General features: G+C 59.7%; 13 protein-coding genes and 1 tRNA gene. 7 read left to right on the top strand and 7 right to left on the bottom strand.

Annotated elements, in window-relative coordinates; translation table 11 throughout:
- Window positions 1-13 precede the first annotated feature (13 nt).
- Together ABIE57_RS07905 and ABIE57_RS07910 are read left to right on the top strand one after the other, a co-directional pair.
- Window positions 14-88, top strand: a tRNA-Asn gene (locus tag ABIE57_RS07905).
- Window positions 89-193: 105 nt separating this feature from the next.
- Window positions 194-2,353, top strand: coding sequence for a DUF6538 domain-containing protein (locus ABIE57_RS07910; protein ID WP_354538457.1), 2,160 nt, complete (start codon window positions 194-196; stop codon window positions 2,351-2,353).
- A 53-nt stretch (window positions 2,354-2,406) separates the two neighbouring features.
- Here ABIE57_RS07910 and ABIE57_RS07915 read toward each other — a convergent pair whose 3' ends face one another.
- From ABIE57_RS07915 to ABIE57_RS07935, 5 genes are all read right to left on the bottom strand, one after another.
- A complete protein-coding gene (locus ABIE57_RS07915; RefSeq protein WP_354538458.1) occupies window positions 2,407-2,781 on the bottom strand; it encodes a hypothetical protein in 375 nt (124 codons plus the stop codon).
- Complete coding sequence (locus ABIE57_RS07920; RefSeq protein WP_354538459.1) at window positions 2,781-3,188, bottom strand: hypothetical protein; 408 nt, start codon at window positions 3,186-3,188, stop codon at window positions 2,781-2,783. Before ABIE57_RS07920 ends, ABIE57_RS07915 begins: the two co-directional genes overlap by 1 nt.
- A 340-nt stretch (window positions 3,189-3,528) precedes the next feature.
- Window positions 3,529-5,247 (bottom strand): hypothetical protein, encoded by a 1,719-nt coding sequence (locus ABIE57_RS07925; protein WP_354538460.1) that lies wholly within the window; start codon window positions 5,245-5,247, stop codon window positions 3,529-3,531.
- Window positions 5,240-7,075, bottom strand: a complete 1,836-nt coding sequence (locus ABIE57_RS07930) for a site-specific integrase (protein ID WP_354538461.1) — start codon at window positions 7,073-7,075, stop codon at window positions 5,240-5,242. The genes ABIE57_RS07925 and ABIE57_RS07930 overlap by 8 nt, the downstream gene beginning before the upstream one ends.
- Before the next feature lie 187 nt (window positions 7,076-7,262).
- A complete protein-coding gene (locus ABIE57_RS07935; protein WP_354538462.1) occupies window positions 7,263-7,703 on the bottom strand; it encodes a helix-turn-helix transcriptional regulator in 441 nt (146 codons plus the stop codon).
- Between the two features lie 515 nt (window positions 7,704-8,218).
- Between ABIE57_RS07935 and ABIE57_RS07940 the strand changes: the two genes are divergently transcribed.
- Window positions 8,219-9,682 (top strand): DUF3987 domain-containing protein, encoded by a 1,464-nt coding sequence (locus tag ABIE57_RS07940; RefSeq protein WP_354538463.1) that lies wholly within the window; start codon window positions 8,219-8,221, stop codon window positions 9,680-9,682.
- A 40-nt stretch (window positions 9,683-9,722) separates the two neighbouring features.
- On the opposite strand, the gene ABIE57_RS07945 is transcribed toward ABIE57_RS07940, so the two are convergent.
- Window positions 9,723-9,953: a hypothetical protein gene (locus ABIE57_RS07945; RefSeq protein WP_354538464.1), complete on the bottom strand. Its 231-nt coding sequence runs from the start codon at window positions 9,951-9,953 to the stop codon at window positions 9,723-9,725.
- An 83-nt stretch (window positions 9,954-10,036) separates the two neighbouring features.
- Here ABIE57_RS07945 and ABIE57_RS07950 point away from each other — a divergent pair, with 83 nt between their 5' ends.
- Window positions 10,037-10,690: a hypothetical protein gene (locus tag ABIE57_RS07950; protein WP_354538465.1), complete on the top strand. Its 654-nt coding sequence runs from the start codon at window positions 10,037-10,039 to the stop codon at window positions 10,688-10,690.
- Between the two features lie 259 nt (window positions 10,691-10,949).
- Window positions 10,950-13,241 (top strand): AAA family ATPase, encoded by a 2,292-nt coding sequence (locus tag ABIE57_RS07955; protein WP_354538466.1) that lies wholly within the window; start codon window positions 10,950-10,952, stop codon window positions 13,239-13,241.
- A 277-nt stretch (window positions 13,242-13,518) separates the two neighbouring features.
- On the opposite strand, the gene ABIE57_RS07960 is transcribed toward ABIE57_RS07955, so the two are convergent.
- A complete protein-coding gene (locus ABIE57_RS07960) occupies window positions 13,519-13,845 on the bottom strand; it encodes a helix-turn-helix domain-containing protein (RefSeq protein WP_354538467.1) in 327 nt (108 codons plus the stop codon).
- A gap of 406 nt (window positions 13,846-14,251) precedes the next feature.
- Here ABIE57_RS07960 and ABIE57_RS07965 point away from each other — a divergent pair, with 406 nt between their 5' ends.
- Window positions 14,252-15,388: a type IIL restriction-modification enzyme MmeI gene (locus tag ABIE57_RS07965; protein WP_354538468.1), complete on the top strand. Its 1,137-nt coding sequence runs from the start codon at window positions 14,252-14,254 to the stop codon at window positions 15,386-15,388.
- 54 nt (window positions 15,389-15,442) lie between these two features.
- On the top strand, window positions 15,443-15,972 hold a 530-nt coding region (locus ABIE57_RS07970), incomplete at its 3' end, for a transposase (protein WP_502950133.1).

Consider the following 15,972-nt stretch of genomic DNA (forward strand, 5'->3'; position numbering starts at 1 on the left):
ACGGCCCACGTGTTCCGGCGTAGCTCAGCGGTAGAGCAGTTGACTGTTAATCAATTGGTCGTAGGTTCGATCCCTACCGCCGGAGCCAAGATCCAAAAAATCGAGCAAAATCAGCGCTCTGACCCCTGAGAGTCGGTCAAATCGCCGAATGCGACACATACTGCGATCAACGAGTCGCAAGAAAGTCGCACACATGGCCGCACACATCCCTTACGTCATTCGCAGAGATGCGACCCTCGTCTTCCGAAGGCGCGTTCCAACACCTGTCCGAAAAATCTATCGAAAATCGTTTTTCGGGTTTTCGCTTCGTACACATGTCGTCTCCGAGGCGCGTCGGAAGGCGGGGATCGTAACCCGTTTCATCGACGACCTCATTGGACTGATCGAGGTGTGCGGGGCGGATATGCTCGACGAAAGAGACATGGATGCGGTCGTGGACGACCTGATGCGCTTCGATCTCGAGGCCGCGGAAGCCGCCCGGGAAAATTGCGGTCCGCGATCCACGGAAGCCGTCGCGGCCGCGATCCGCATTCACGAGGCCACACGGGACTCCCTGCGCGCCGCGCTGGTCTACAACGCCTATGATGCCATTCACGCGCCGGTCGAACGGACGTTATACCGGCTCGGGATCGATACCGATCCGGCAGATGACGGATACCCGCGCCTGGCACGGCGTTGTGCCCGGGCCCTCATCGAAGTTGCGGAGGAGAATATCCGCCGCGAACAGGGCATCTACATGCAGGACACGCGCATCGCAGGGCCTGCCAGAAGCCAGGACGCGACGCTCTTCGCGACATCGCGGAACCTGCCGTCCTTGCCAAACCATCCAGATCAGTTCCCGGCGCGGATCGGGGATGCCGAGACGGGGGTTCCGATGTCGGCGCCGGCGTCAAGATCCGCGCGGCCATCCGCGTCGGCCCGACCGGCTCCCTCCGATTTTGACGAACCATCCTCGCGGCAAGATAAGGCGTGCGCAGCTCATCACGCGCGACCGAAAGATGAGGTGCGCTCTTCCTCATCTGCGGCTCCGACCCCAGCGCCTGCCTGCGAGAAGACCGCGACGACACACATACCCGACAAGCCGCCCGCGCATGTCCCCGTCATCCGACGCGCCGGAACCCCGGATGATCCCTATGCGGTCGATATCACCATGCTCGATGGCAACAGCCCGTTCTCGGACTGGTTCGCGGCTGCTGTCACTCAGAAGCGTGAGGACACTCCGAACTGGGACACCGGCAGCCTGGGCAATTGGAAGTCCACAAAAAAGCTGGTCATCGAGGTATTCGGGGATCGGCCCATCTCGTGGTTCGAGCGACACCACCTGCTCGAGTTCAAATCCCTGCTCCAGGCCATCCCGCGAAATCACCACAAGAGTTCGGAAGCGCAGGGAATCTACCAGATCATCGACGAGACCGATGTGGAGGAAACAAGGCAGATCGCGCTTGCAGAGAACGAGATCGAATTTTGCCAGCTCAATCGTGGTGATGCCGAGCAGCGTCTGGCGCGCGCCCGCGTGCCGCGATTGGCGATCAACACGGTCTATCGTCACCTCCAGGCCGTGCAATTCATCTTCCGGCTGGCAGCCGATCACGCAGCCACCACCCATGCGGTCACTCGAAAGGTCCTGTGGACCAAGAGTCAGAAAGAGGGGCTCAGGAAAGAGGAAAAGGACATGTCGCGCCTCGCGTGGGGGGACAAGCTCCCGGACCTTCTCAACACCACGGCCTTTGTTTCTCCGGCAGGGGGTGAATTGCACGCCGTGTTCTGGCCGGTCCTGATCGCGGCCCATGCCGGCCTCCGGATGGAAGAGGTCCTGCAATTGAAGGCCGATGATTTCGATACGATCGACGGAATCCGCGTTTTCCGCATCCAGAGTGGCGCAGGTCAGCACCTGAAGTCGCCGGCCGCGAAGAGGATCATTCCGATCCACCGGAACCTGCTCGAGCTCGGGCTATGGGACATGGTCGAAGAGTGCCGCGCCAGGGGTCAGGAGTGGTTGTTCCCGAATATCGCCCGCTGCGCCGCGAAGGACCGGCTTTCCGGCACCTTCACGAAAGTATTCACACACTACCGGATCACCGAGGGTGTCTACGATCCAAGGCGCGACTTCCATTCCCTGCGCACGCATTTCAACGTCACCTTGAAGCGACGCAAGTGCCCGCTCGATATTCGGAAACGGCTGATCGGCCATGAACTCCGAGACGTGACCGAGGAGCATTACGATCCCGAAGGGTCCCCGATCGAGGAAATCAACGACTGGGTGCAATCGATCGAGATCGATATCTCGCAGATCGTTTCGCCATGGCGTAATCCAGCGACACTTCCGGAAAATGTTGTCGCTCTGCGCGGCTGATGTCAGCACACGAGAAACCGGGGCCGCCCGCTGGCGACCCCGAAAACTGCGATCTATCGGCAGCCCTCCTCGAACGCTGCGATCGCGATCTCGAGAAGATGCGCAATCATCCAGAGCTCTGCGCCGGTTCGCGTGGTGCGCCACGCCTTCCCGTATGGATCATCGCGCCGCTCCTCTCTGGATTTCGCAAGGCCTTTGAAATCTTCGATCGGGATGCGACCACGAACGGAAGACAGCATGGCGCGGCACGCCTTCAGCCGGACAGAGTCGTCGGCCTCCGGATCGAGCAGTGCATGGTAGTGACACACGCTGGGCGAGAAGGTCGGCGCGCCGGGATGAGCGGCAAAGCGGATCAGGTGCAGCCACTGAGCCGCCAGCTCCGCCTGCAGGCGCGCCGTGGTGAGGCTGGGGGTGTCCACAATATCCATCACCGCACCTCCTCACCATGACCGTGGCTCGGAATGCCGGCAAGCCAGAGCGCTTCCAGCGCCCGCCTGCCTCTCAAGACCGCGTCCGCACAAACCATGGCATCTGTGGCACGTGGATCGTCGGGATGTACATCGGCAAAGCGCGCTGCCTCGAGTCCCGATAGATCGTCAACGAACTCGAGACGGAGAAGCCGTGCCAATCGAGCCAACGTTCGCCGATGCGTATGTAGATCGCCCCCTTCTCGGGCGCAGTCGACGAGGGCGTTCGCTCGACGGGCCCATGTAGCCCCGCCGAGGAGGTCGGCCGCGGCGATGAGTGTGTCGCCGTCGTCGCAGAGCCAGCGTCGGAACGCCTCGACAATCTTCATAATCCGCAGCAGGGAATTGATCTTGGTTTCGTGCTTCATCGGGATACTCACTCTCTGTGATGCGCGAACTCGGGATGAGCCGCGTCAGATATCCCCGCTGCGAACTGGTGTGTTTCTAATCGTGTCGCTTGGTCTTTCCGATCGTGGAGATCCCCCCACGCTTGGCAATTGGCGTTGCGCAAGGCGTCCCCGCCCAGTTTTCAGATACCCCAACCGCCGGTCGGCGCGCCCTCATTCAAGGGCGCGCGCCGGGCGGCGGTTGGGTTACGCTTCAGTGTCTCGCCCACCTTTACGTGCAAGATTGCTTGACGATCGACCGGAAAGGCATTCTCCGGCACCCACCGCTTCCCGGAATGTCCTGTCGCGACGTCGGCGCCGATCAGGCGCTCTGATCTTCAGCCAGACACTCCTGCAGCATCGCGTCGATCATTTCCTGGCCCTTGGTGCGCTGCGCGGCAGCCACGGCCTTGGCTTGATAGAACGTCCTGCTCCGTTCGTCCCGTTGCGCGCACAGAGCGAGGGCGGCATCAACACCTTCGCGTCCGAGCTTCCCGAGCTCGGTATGGATCCGCGTCCGCGCGATGTGTGCGCCAGTTCCCAGATGCTTTCGCCAGACAGCGGATGGATAGCCTGAGGATAGAATTCGGCCATTTGTTCGCACGAAAACCGGCAATTCCTCTGAAGCGGCGCGTGAACGCATTGCATCGAGATATGCGGGATCGATGCCCGTGAGCACGAGCGCGTCGAGGAAGGGCGTCAATGCATCGTGGAGACGACCTCTGAGCTCTTCGCCCTCCTTCTGCGTCTCGATGTCGATCCGGTATCGATCTCCATCATGATAGATATCGCGCCCCCACAAGAGCTGCCCGTCCTGCAGGCGCAACGGGATGAATGTCCAGAGGGCAAGCACGGCGGCTTCGTTGACGAGCCGCAGCCTCGTCTGCCTGCGCCTCATTCCGAAGCTACTTTCAAGCAGATCGTGAGCCAGCTCCCATGTTTCGGCCAACGCCCGCAGGCCTTCGTATTTTCCGAATTTCAAGGGCACGACCGTGTCGCACTCCCGTCGAAGAGCATTCTCATGCGCCCTGAATGCGGCAACTGTCATGTCATCGCAGCCCAGGTACTCCGCAAAACGACGAAGCCGCATCATCGCTGTATGGCGGGTCGCCGGACGATTGCCCTGCCCGATGTATTTCGGGTCGGAGATCGTTTGTGCGTGTCTCGCCTTGCTGTCTTCGAAACGTCGAAGCCCCTCGACAGTCAGATCGATGCCCGCGCCGGCGTCCTGCTGAACTTTCGCGTATTCGCGCAGCACCTCCTCCATATTGTCGACGACACTCCGGGCCGGTGGACGCCGACCGTCGATCATCCGCCCCGCACGCAGCGCGCAAAGAAGTCGCCGCCACTGATCGGGCAACCCCGCCAACGGGACCCAACGCTTGCCCGACGATCGCGCCTTGCGCGACTTGGCTGGCGACCGGGGTGTGCCCTTCTCAGCAATGGCTGCGTTCAAGGTGATGAGCACGCCCGGATTTCCCGGCAGCAGGATATCGAGCGCGGTCTTCAGGCTGCGCAGTCGTCGCGAGGTCGTGACGTCGGAACAAAAGGAAAGGAAATCCTTGACGTCCGGCACTTCGATCCCCCGCTCGGACGCGAACGCCATGAAACGCTCCAGAACACGCAGGTCCTCCAGATCCACCTCCTCAAGCACATCCAACCCGCGATATGGCGCGATGTGAGGACTCTCGAGAAGCGTTGCCCGGTCACGCCGGTCACAGGATCTGCTGCGAGGGCGCTTGCTCCGGATCGCATCGCGTATAGCGACGAGCGCACTCGCCTCCCGAGGCAACAATCGATCGAGCGCCTTTCGCAGGTTCTCGAGTCGCCGGGTGGATTTGTCCTGAGCCGCAAAAGCCAGGAAGACATCACTTCTGGCCGACTCGAGATCGGCTTCATTCGACCAGGCGAGAAACTGGTCCAGCGTACGCAACTCGCGCAGACCGATGGTCTTGATCGAAGCGATTCCGCGGTAGCGTGCCAAATGCGAACCGGCAAGCAGCTGCTCTCGGCCTCGCGTGTCGTATTTACCTTCAGACATTGATCAATCCTTTCAGGAGGTCCTGGCCACGTTCGACCATCGCGAGTGCCTTGATGAAGCTGTAGAACGTGCGCATGGTCGCAGCTTTGTCGTCGATGCGCTTCGCGATCACTTCGATTTCTTCAGGATGCGCATTCAGGAGCAGTGACACCTGACCGTGTCGCATCTGATGCGGCGTCATGGGCAGATCGACATATGTGCGCATCACGCTCGAGAACTCCGATCCGAACCAGGATGGATTCATCGAAGCGCCAGGAGTCTTCACCGCCGGAAAGAGATACGGACTGCTGTCTGCATGGGGGAACAGCGGGCGGATCTCTTTCAGATACCAGCGGATGGTCTTGTAGTAACCGAACTTGTCGTATTGGATGGGAAACTCGATCACCTGCTGATTCTTCGTGAGCTCCGCCGGGAGCCATATCCGCATCGGTTTGCGCTTGCCCTTGGGTACGTACAGCTGTGCATCTTCCCCGACACACGTGAGCCCCATCGCGTTCTCGATCCTGATTGGCGCTCCACCGATTTCGATTGCGACGAAACACGCAGCTGAGCCGAGGAGGCGCGCGGTGCTGATTTCCCTACGGGTCAGCGCTCGCTCCTCGAGAGAAGCCTTATCGAAAATGGAACACGCCTCCTGCTTGAGGGTCGCGAACGAAAAGAAGAAACGGCGTCGGACATGGGGCTTGTCGATCAGTGACTCGCAGAACTGTCGGTTCTTCTTCGTCATGCGTTTTTCGGCGCTGGCGCCCTCTCGAGAGGTGGCGTTGTTCGCAACGATCAACTCGAGTTCGGAGTTGTCGATCTCGAGATGCCGCCTGATCTGTCCGATCGCCTTGAGGTATTTCCGGCAGGTCCGCGGAGCGAGACGTCCTTCGCCTTTGCGCCGGTTCGTCCGCTCGAACAACTCGCCGGCGATTTCGGTGACCAGATCATCGTCTCCGAGCACGACCTCGAGATCGGCATCGGCGGCGCACGCCCGTCCGGTATCCACCGCGATGCGCAGGAACGTCCGCATCGCCGAGCGCATGACATCGGCGTGGCTTTGATGCTCATCCGCGAATTGCCGGGATACGGGATCCCAGCCCGTCTTGGTCACCTTTTCGATCCAACCGCAGAATTGCTCTTCCCACCTGCCATCGAGCGGCACGTTGGCCTTGCACCGGAGTTCCGGCTTGAAATTGACTGGTTTCGGAGGAAGCAGCGGCAGAACTTCCGGGAACTGGCGCAGCTCATCAAGCCTGTCGATAGAGCGACGGTTCGCCTCCTTCTTGTTGCCCGTGAAATCGCTGTCGAGCCGAAGCGCAACGGACAAATCGATATCGCGAGGCAGATATCCATAGGCCCGTGCGACGATCGCGAAAGTCTTGAGTGCAGAAAGCTTCATGGGATGCCACCTGGCAGACTGTCCAACCTCGCCGGACACAAGAGGCTCGATCGCGTCGAAGAGATCGTTCCATTCGTCCTGCTGCGCACGCAAGTCCGCCAAAGCTTTCGTCACACCCAGGAACTTTCTGAGCGATGAGCGAACCCGGCGACGCCAGAGTTCGAAGGCTGTGTTGGTCGGCCAATTGTCTACATTGAATGCGTCTTCAGGAAACCAATCATCAAATTCTTCGAGAGATGCCGGAATACCTGACAGGGGTTTGTTCTTGAGCTCTGCGAGGTACCTGATCGCGCCGAGGTACGAGTTCTTCGTGGAGCTTGCGATATCTTTCCGCGCCTGGACATGCGTATGGAGATCGAACATTGTTTTGCCGGCAGAAGCCGACCCTCGACCAGTTGTGATGGCTGTGGCCGGGGTGTCGGTCTTGATCGTGAACTGAACCATTTGTTTTCCTTTCGTGTGTCGCCAGAACGCGGTTTCAGTCGCTAAAACGCGATCTGGATACACACGCCTGGAAGGTTGCCGCCGGTGAAATCCTCCGGGTGTCTGTATCTCGGTCGCTTGCCGACGATCCGGGTCGCTTGGGCGAAATTGGCGTATCGGAAGTGGCGTCTGCATTGGATTGATCGCTTTATTTGTTGGGAATGAGTGCGCCGAAGGCCGGAGCGGCTTTTGCATATCGCGGGATCGGTTTTCCGGTATGCCACGCCAGCACCTCGGCCTTGCGCCAACGCTTCGCACGGGAATTCTTTCGCCCGTTCGACAGATCGATGGAGTTGGGAAACGGTTTCTGCCCCTTGGGTAGTTTTCCCTTCTCCCACCGGTAGATGATGGAGGTGGAAACACCGAGAAGACTTGCCACGTCTGCGGCCCTGAGTAGCGGTTCCCTGAGGTCGCCAACCTCGACAAGGTCTTGGTCTTCCTTGAGGCCAAGCGTTCGCCAGACGACCGACCAGCGTGTCGTTCCTCCGACGAGTCTCAGGTTGAGCTCCCGCAGAATGCGGGGAAGCCCCCTTTCGGTCGTGTTGAAGAATCGGATCAGATCGCATCGGTGGAGTGGCTTGTCTTGCATGGTTGCATGCAATTAGGCCCCGGCTCGGCCGGTCCCAAACAGCATCGAAGATTTTGCCGAGGGGCACGCTCGTAACAAAACCCCCAGCCACTGAGCAGAAGATCCGAAATGCATTAGAACGCGACGACCCCCACGACGTGGTGGCATCCATCCGCTACGATCTCAGGCGGGTGCAAAGCCCATCAAGCCGTCGCAATACCGACCGCCCAGATTCGCATCTCCGCGTTGTCAGCTAAACTGCCAGAGGCACACGGGCTCAGAACTCGGCCATCGATGACAGAGCGACCATCATCAATACTGCGGAAAGTCCGCATGCGATGGATCGAATAGTGATCCAGACCCGGCAACGGACGGTCAGCGCAGATCCCTGTCCACGAGAGGATTGCAGAGCGACTGCGCCTGACCACGGGCGAAAAAGTTTTCCTCCGCCGCAAGATTCCGCTCCCTGCCGTTTCCGCCGGAAAACCGATCGCCCGATTTCCTGGTCACAACCCGAGCAGCAACGGAGAACAGGAATGCTTGCCCGCATCAAATCCCTCGTCGGCATAGGTGACGCCAACGCGTCGAAGCCGAACTTTTCAGTCCCGTCCGGGGAGACGGCCCCTCCGCCCCGGGAGCCCACGCCGCTGCCCCATGCGGAACCGTCAACCGCCGGCTTCCCGCTGGAGTGCTTGACGCCGAAACTGCGCAGCGCCGCGGAAGCGATCATGCGGAAAACCCAGGGGCCGGCCGCGATCGCAGCCCAATCCGTACTGTCGGTGGCATCCCTTGTCGTCGGCAGCCGGGCAAAGGTCCAGACCCTCGTATCGGAGGCGAACGCGACTGCCGCCTTTGTCACGATCGCTCTTTCGGGCGAGCGCAAGAGCGCCGCCGACAGGATCGCGAGGGCCGGAATCGACCGGGTGGTGATGCGCCTCCGGAACGAGCATGAAGTTGCCATGGCACGCCACAAGACGGATCTCGCAGGCACCGGACGCGGAGAAGAGAAGCCTGCCGCGCCCGTCTGTCCGAGCTTTCTGGTGACCGAACCGACAGTCGAGGGCGCATTCAAGGCAATCGCTTCCGGATGCGGGTTTCTCGGCTGGTTCACCGACGAGGCATCGAGCTTCTGGGGTGGTCATTCGATGTCGAAGGACCAGCGGGCAAAGACGAGCGGCATCGTCTCGAAGCTGTGGGATGGGGACTACTTCTTTCGGCCACGCGCGACCCAGGAGGGTGACGGTTACGTGCCGCCCACGGCGACGACTCTCAACCTGATGTTTCAACCGATCCTGATCCGTGACACCTACGGCGACGAGTTCCTGACCAGTCAAGGAATTCTGGCCAGGATGCTTCCCTGCTGGCCGCAAAGCAACATGGGCAAGCGAAAATACCGGCGGCCGACCGACGAGGACGAAGCAGCTGCCCTTAGCTTCCGCGATGAAGTCGAGGCCGCCCTGACCAGCACGCTCGAGGACCCGACCGAGCGTTCCATCGCCCTGTCGGACGAAGCCTTCGCAATCTGCGTCGAGTTTCACGACAAGGTCGAAGCCGAAATCGGTCCGGGTGGCTGGGCCGCCGACATCTCCGGGTTCGCGTCGAAAGCCGCGGAACACGCATGCCGCCTCGCGGCGATCCTGGCGCTCTTCGAGGACTGGGACACAAGGAAAATCTCCGCCGAAGTCATGCAAGCCGCCTGCGAGCTGGTAAAATACTACCTCAGTCAATACAAGTTCCTCTGCATCGCGGCCACCAACGAGACGGAGATCGCCCAAGCCCAGACCCTTCTGGATTGGCTTCGGAAGAACTTGCAGCCCGGCGATGGTTTCGCGACCGACCGGATCCTGCAATACGGGCCGGTTCAAGCGCGGCGATCGAAGGCTCTCGATCGCCTGCTCGAGATCCTGAAGCAATACGGATGGATCCAAGAGCTTCCCGCTGGGACGAAGATCGATGGGAAGAAGCGTTACAAGGCCCACAGGCTCAGTCCGAAAGCGTGACACCCGCGGCGGTGGCCGGCATTCCTGCCGGCCACCGGGACTATTCGCCACCCCATGGCTCACCGACCCAGGAGCAGCGTCTCGGCGTCGACCCGGACCCGGCCGATGGAACAGATAAGGCGATCTCCCGGGCGCTTTCGGCAATGCCGAGGTAGACCGCGTAGATCAGCGGGAACGCCATTGTGGCGATGAGCTGAAACCTCGGATGCCACTCACCCGCCGTCCGCCCGAGGGGGATCTTGTCATCGGGCACGAACAACCCGTCGATCATGATGTCATGCGACCCGGTTCTTCCCACCGACGTGCTCATAGACCACTTTTCACAACGCGTCTGATGCCGTATGTGCTCTACATATGGCAGACCGTGATGATTTTAGATCGCCCGTAATAAGAACAATTGCGCAACGCGCGGGTTACCGTTGTTCAAATCAGACCTGTTTACGTCCGACCATTGGTCCAGACGGTGCTGATGATAGCGCAAGCATTGGTGTCGCCGCGCACATTACTGCCGCTGCCGAGGGCGGGCCAAGGTATGATCCCGCTTTGACTCCAGAGGAACGAGCTGCTGCCGAAAATGGTATTTGGCTCTGTCAGACCTGTAGCCGATTGGTGGACGTGGATATCACCAGTCATTCGATTGAACTACTTAGAGAGTGGAAAACCCTGGCTGAGATGCGCGCGTATCTTGGAATTCGCGGCTTTTCAATTGTAGTGTCTCGTAGTTTTCAAAAGCTTGAAGACAAGATGCCAAGACTTGTAGCGGAGATGCGGGATGATCTTAAAAAGGACCCATTTATCCGAGAGTTTATAGTCATGTCAAAGAAGTGGTCCTACAATAGCGACCCTGAAAATCCGATTTTTTCCTATTTTTTTGAAGACCACGAAAGCTTGAAGCCAATGCTGAAAGTGATGCAAAATTATGGCGCGATTATTGAAACTACGCATAACAATGTTGACCGCTTCGAGTTTACAGAGGAATTTGCCGAATACCTTCATTTGCCCGTATAGCTAAGTTGCTCAAGTTTGAAATTCCGCCTGAGTTGTATGCGCGCTATTCGGTCTATACCAATAAATGACTTTAGTTGCACCACAGAAAGCCGGTGAAATGGGTTCGAAGCAGTCATGCGGCGCTGCGTCGGAATGAGGGCCGTCGCCTGGCAAGGCACCAAGACGCTTTCGGCCCACGGCGGGTATTCATCTGGGATCGATAACGCTACGTTGCAGCAGACATCGTTCTTGTGCGTGGTAGATTGTGGCAGAATAGAAAATGATTGAAAGAATCCAGCTCCTTCAGAATATCGGCCAGTTTGACAATGTCAGCGCCTCTCCGCAGACGGCCCTGACCCCGTTCTCACTCGTCTATGGTGAAAACGGTCGCGGCAAAACGACTATCGCCGCTATTCTCCGCTCTCTGGCAACGAACGATCCCGGTTTGGTGACAGACAGGCACAGGCTTGGTGCGCAGCATCCGCCCCGCGTTGTTATCGGTCATACGGGTGGGCAATGCGTCTTTCAAAACGGCACTTGGACGCAAACGCTGCCACAGGTTGCTATCTTCGATGACGCGTTTGTATCTGCGAACGTCTGTTCGGGTATCGAGCTACGAGCGACACACCGCCAGAGCCTGCACGAGCTCATTCTTGGGGCACAGGGCGTCGCGTTGAACGACACACTCCAAGGCCATGTCAAACGCATCGAAGAACACAATGTCAGGCTCCGCGAGCTGGCTGAAGCGATACCGGCGAATGCGCGGGGACCATACAAGGTCGATACCTACATCGGTCTTGAGCAAGACCCGGCCATCGAGGCGAAAATTCAGGATGCTGAGCGCCGACTGGCTGCTGCACGCGCCGCCGACACGATACGCCAGAGACCCGGATTTCAGGAGTTTGGTCTGCCGGACTTCGACCTTGAAGCAATTGAAGCGGTGCTCGATCGCAGCTTGCCCGACCTTGAAGCCGCTGCTGCTGACAGGGTTCGTGCACACATTGTGAGGCTCGGACGTGGCGGCGAGGCTTGGGTCTCGGACGGCATGGGGCGCATTGAGCCGATCTCCGAGGGACATGGCGGCGATATTTGCCCCTTCTGTGCTCAGGACCTCGGCGGGTCCGAGGTGATCGGTCACTACCGCGCCTATTTCAGCCAAATTTATGAAGACCTCAAGCTTGCAATCAGGCAGACAGGCGTTGCGATACGCGATGCCCATGCCGGGGACATTCCATCTGCTTTTGAGCGGGACATTCGAACCGCTGTTCAGGCGCACGAGTTTTGGAAAGACTTCGCTGACCTGCCAGAAATTGAGGTTGATACTGCTGCTATCGCCCGTCAGTGGAACGCTGCCCGCGAGGGGGTGCTCGAACAGCTTCGCGCCAAAGCCGCTGCGCCTCTGGATCGCATGTTACTACTCCCCAAGGTTCGTCAGGCCGTAATTGACTATCGGGCGCGAATTGCAGAAGTAGCCGCTCTGTCCCAGCGGCTCGGTGCCGCCAATGCGCAGCTTGATGTCGTAAAGGAACAGGCACAAGCCGACGATCTTGCCGCCCTGACCAATGACCTTGCAAAGTTGAAGGCGCAGAAAGATCGTTTCGATCCCGCTGTAGTGCCGCACTGCGATAACTACGCGGCGGAAACGGCCGCCAAGGCGGTGACCGAGAGACTCCGAGCAAAGGCCCGCGCCGCGCTCGACCAGTATCGAGAACAGATTTTCCCTGCCTACGAAACAGCCATCAACGAATATCTTCGGCGTTTCGCGGCGGCATTTCGATTGGGGGAAGTCCAGTCCGTCAACAGCCGCTCCGGTTCATCCGCGTCCTACTGCGTCGTCATCAACCAGCAAAACGTCGACGTGACGGCAGGCCAAGGCCCGTCTTTCCGGAATACGTTGAGCGCGGGCGACAGGAACACGCTTGCACTGGCATTCTTCTTTGCATCTCTGGAACAGGACCCCGACCTCGCGAACAAAATCGTCGTTATCGATGATCCAATGACCAGCCTCGATGAGCACCGCACCCTGCGGACCCGCGAAGAGATCATGGCGCTGGCAACGAGAGTGGGGCAGGTCATCGTCCTTTCTCATTCGAAGCCGTTTCTTTGCAATCTTTGGGAGCGATCTGACCGGAACGTTTCGACTGCGCTGCGCATCAACCGTGTCGCTGTCGGTTCCGAGATTACCGTTTGGGATGTCAGGAACGATAGTATCTCGGAACATGACAAGCGTCATGAACTCGTCAGGGGTTATTTGCGGGCAGCCGATCCCGACAAGGAACGTCAGGTTGCGGCGGCGCTTCGGCCAATTTTGGAAGCCTTTATGCGCGTTGCGTTTCCCGAGTATTTTCCGCCAGGAACGCTACTTGGCCCCTTTCTCGGACAGTGCAACCAGCGCGTAGGCGGGATCAACGAGATATTGTCAGCGGGCGACATTGCGGAACTGAGAGCCCTGCTCGACTATGTGAACCTATTCCACCACGATACCAACCCCGCCTGGCAGACAGCTGCGATCAATGATGCCGAACTGACTGATTTCGCAGATCGAACGCTTCTATTTGCGTCACGGCGGTGAACTGCCGCTAAGCAGCTTTAGGAGGCACTCCAATGTCCGCTACTTGTGCCTCCTCCTGATGATTTCGCACCCGCAGAGAATGTCGGCTTACCTGAAGGTTTTCGATGTGGGCCGCGGCACAAGGGTGGCGGCCATGAGGTGGCGGCCCACGTTGACAAACCTCGGAAGGAGGAAGCTGCGGGGGTCAGGGCCCTTCACTGGCCCAAGATCGTTGCGGGGTCTCGTCGAGAGGACCCCGCAACGATCAGACAGCGTGGCGGGATGGCTGCCTGCATCTTTAATTCGCGCCGATCGACGCACGCATCCGAGCCCAGGATCTCGCGGCCGCATCACCGTCCGCCAATGCACGATAGGACGCGCCGGCGGCTTCACTGGCATGACCGAGATGCGTCCCGATCCCCAGAGGGCGGATTTGATCCTCGAAGAGCGCCAGCCAGTCTGGGTGCACAAGCCAGCTCTTACCGGGCTTCGTGGCGTCCAGAAAGACCCGCCCACGCGGAGTTACGGCACCTTTCGTGATCCAGTCTCGAATGGTTCGCGGGTGACGGCGAAACCGCTTCGCAATTTCTTCGATTGTAAGGTATCTCTCTTCATCTTTGGGCATCATGGCCTCCTCGTTGCTACGAGACGGAGCTACGCCCCAGCACATCCGCAACCAAAGCGCGTGAAAACTTTTTTGGATACATAATGATAATGTGGCGATGAGCGGCCAGACAGAGCGTGCTAATCCTGCGATTTCAGGATGACAATAGCGCAAATAGCATGAGGCGTCCGGCCATGGTTTAGGAGTGGATCATGGCAATCTTTGAAATTGTTTTGGCCGCAACTCTATCGTTACGACCGGTATCTGCATCTGGGACACGAATTTCGCCGTTCGCACGAGCGGGCGCGATCAGCCGCACGATTCTGAAGCGGTTTGAGCCATCTATTCGCCGCCAATGGGTCTGCACTGGAAAGCACCTGTCCGAACGTGCCATTCTCCCACCAAAAAGGCTGGGAGAATCAATATCATGAACGCCGTTGAGATCGAGGAAGCCGTTTCTGACCTCGCGCAGCAGCCCTTCGACGCGGCCGAGTTCCCGTTCGCCTTCCTCGCCGCCTTCGGCAACAAGGAGGCGACCATCAAGCGCCTCCGGACCGGCAACACCAACAAATCCGACATCGGCGGCGTCCTCCAGCGCAACAACATCCACATCGCGGTCGCCGATACCGGTGAGACGGTCGAGACCCTTGCCCGCCTCAAGGCCAGCCCGCTGACCGAACGGCAGAAGGCCAAGTTCATTCTCGCCACAGACGGCATCCAGGTCGAGGCCGAGGAGATCGGCTCCGGTGAGGTCCTCTCCTGCCGCTATGACGAGCTCGGCAACAACTTCGGCTTCTTCCTGCCTCTCGCTGGCATCTCAACCGTCGCCGAGGTCAAGAACAATCCGATCGACATCAAGGCCACCTCGCGCCTGAACCGCCTCTACGTCCAGCTCCTGAAGGACAACGCCGACTGGGGCAGCGCCGACAAGCGCGGCGATCTGAACCGCTTCATGGCCCGCATGATCTTTTGCTTCTTCGCCGAGGACACGGGCATCTTCCAGGGCGACGACCTCTTCACCACCACGGTCCAGACCATGACCGAGGCGGACGGCTCGAACACGCGCGACGTCCTCTTGCGCCTCTTCGGGGCGATGAACATCAAGGCTCCCGACGGGGCCGCCCGCCCTGGCCTCCCAGCCTGGGCCGACAGGTTCCCATACGTGAACGGCGGCCTCTTCGCCGACGACATCGGCTGCCCCGCCTTCTCGCGCACCTCGCGCGCTTACCTGCTCCGCGCGGGTGAGCTCGACTGGAAGACCATCAACCCCGACATCTTCGGCTCCATGATCCAGGCCGTCGCGGACGAGGACGAGCGCGGCGAACTGGGGATGCACTACACCTCTGTCCCGAACATCCAGAAGGTGCTGGACCCGCTCTTCCTCGACGACCTGCGCGAGCAGCTCGAGGCGGCGGGGACGAACAAGCGCAAGCTCTACAACCTGCGTCAGCGCCTGTCGCGTATCCGGGTGTTCGACCCGGCCTGCGGTTCGGGAAATTTTGAGAACGGCGGTGCGAAAGTCGGCCACGGTAGCGGCGGGATGAGCCTGCTGCGGGCGGCGTAAAAGTCGGCCACCTTTACCCTTTCTGGTGACAGGGAGGGCGGGAGGATTTTCACTGTGGATTTGTATCGGAAGGTTCGGCTGGCGTGTGCTGAGGGCATGAGCCAGCGAGAGGCGGCGCGGCATTTCAACATCTCGCGCGATAGCGTAGCCAAGATGATGGCGTTTTCGGTTCCGCCTGGGTATCGGCGGTCGGCACCGGTCAAGCGACCGAAGCTGGATGCCTTCACCGGGATCATCGACGGTTGGCTGGACGGCGATCGGGAGGTCCATCGCAAGCAGCGGCACACGGCGAAGCGGGTGTTCGAACGGCTTCGCGACGAGCACGGGTTCACTGGCGGCTACACGATCGTGAAGGATTACATGCGACAGCGCGAACGGCGCGGCCGCGAGATGTTCGTGCCGCTGGCGCATCCGCCCGGTCATGCCCAGGCTGACTTCGGCGAGGCGGTGGTCGTCATCGGCGGCATCGAGCAGAAGGCGCATTTCTTTGTCATGGATCTGCCGCACAGTGATGCCTGCTTCGTGCGAGCCTATCCGGCAGCCACTGCCGAGGCTTGGGTGGATGGCCACGTTCACGCCTTCGC

The sequence above is a fragment of the Roseovarius sp. MBR-6 genome, assembly GCF_040547525.1.
Lineage (GTDB): Bacteria > Pseudomonadota > Alphaproteobacteria > Rhodobacterales > Rhodobacteraceae > Roseovarius.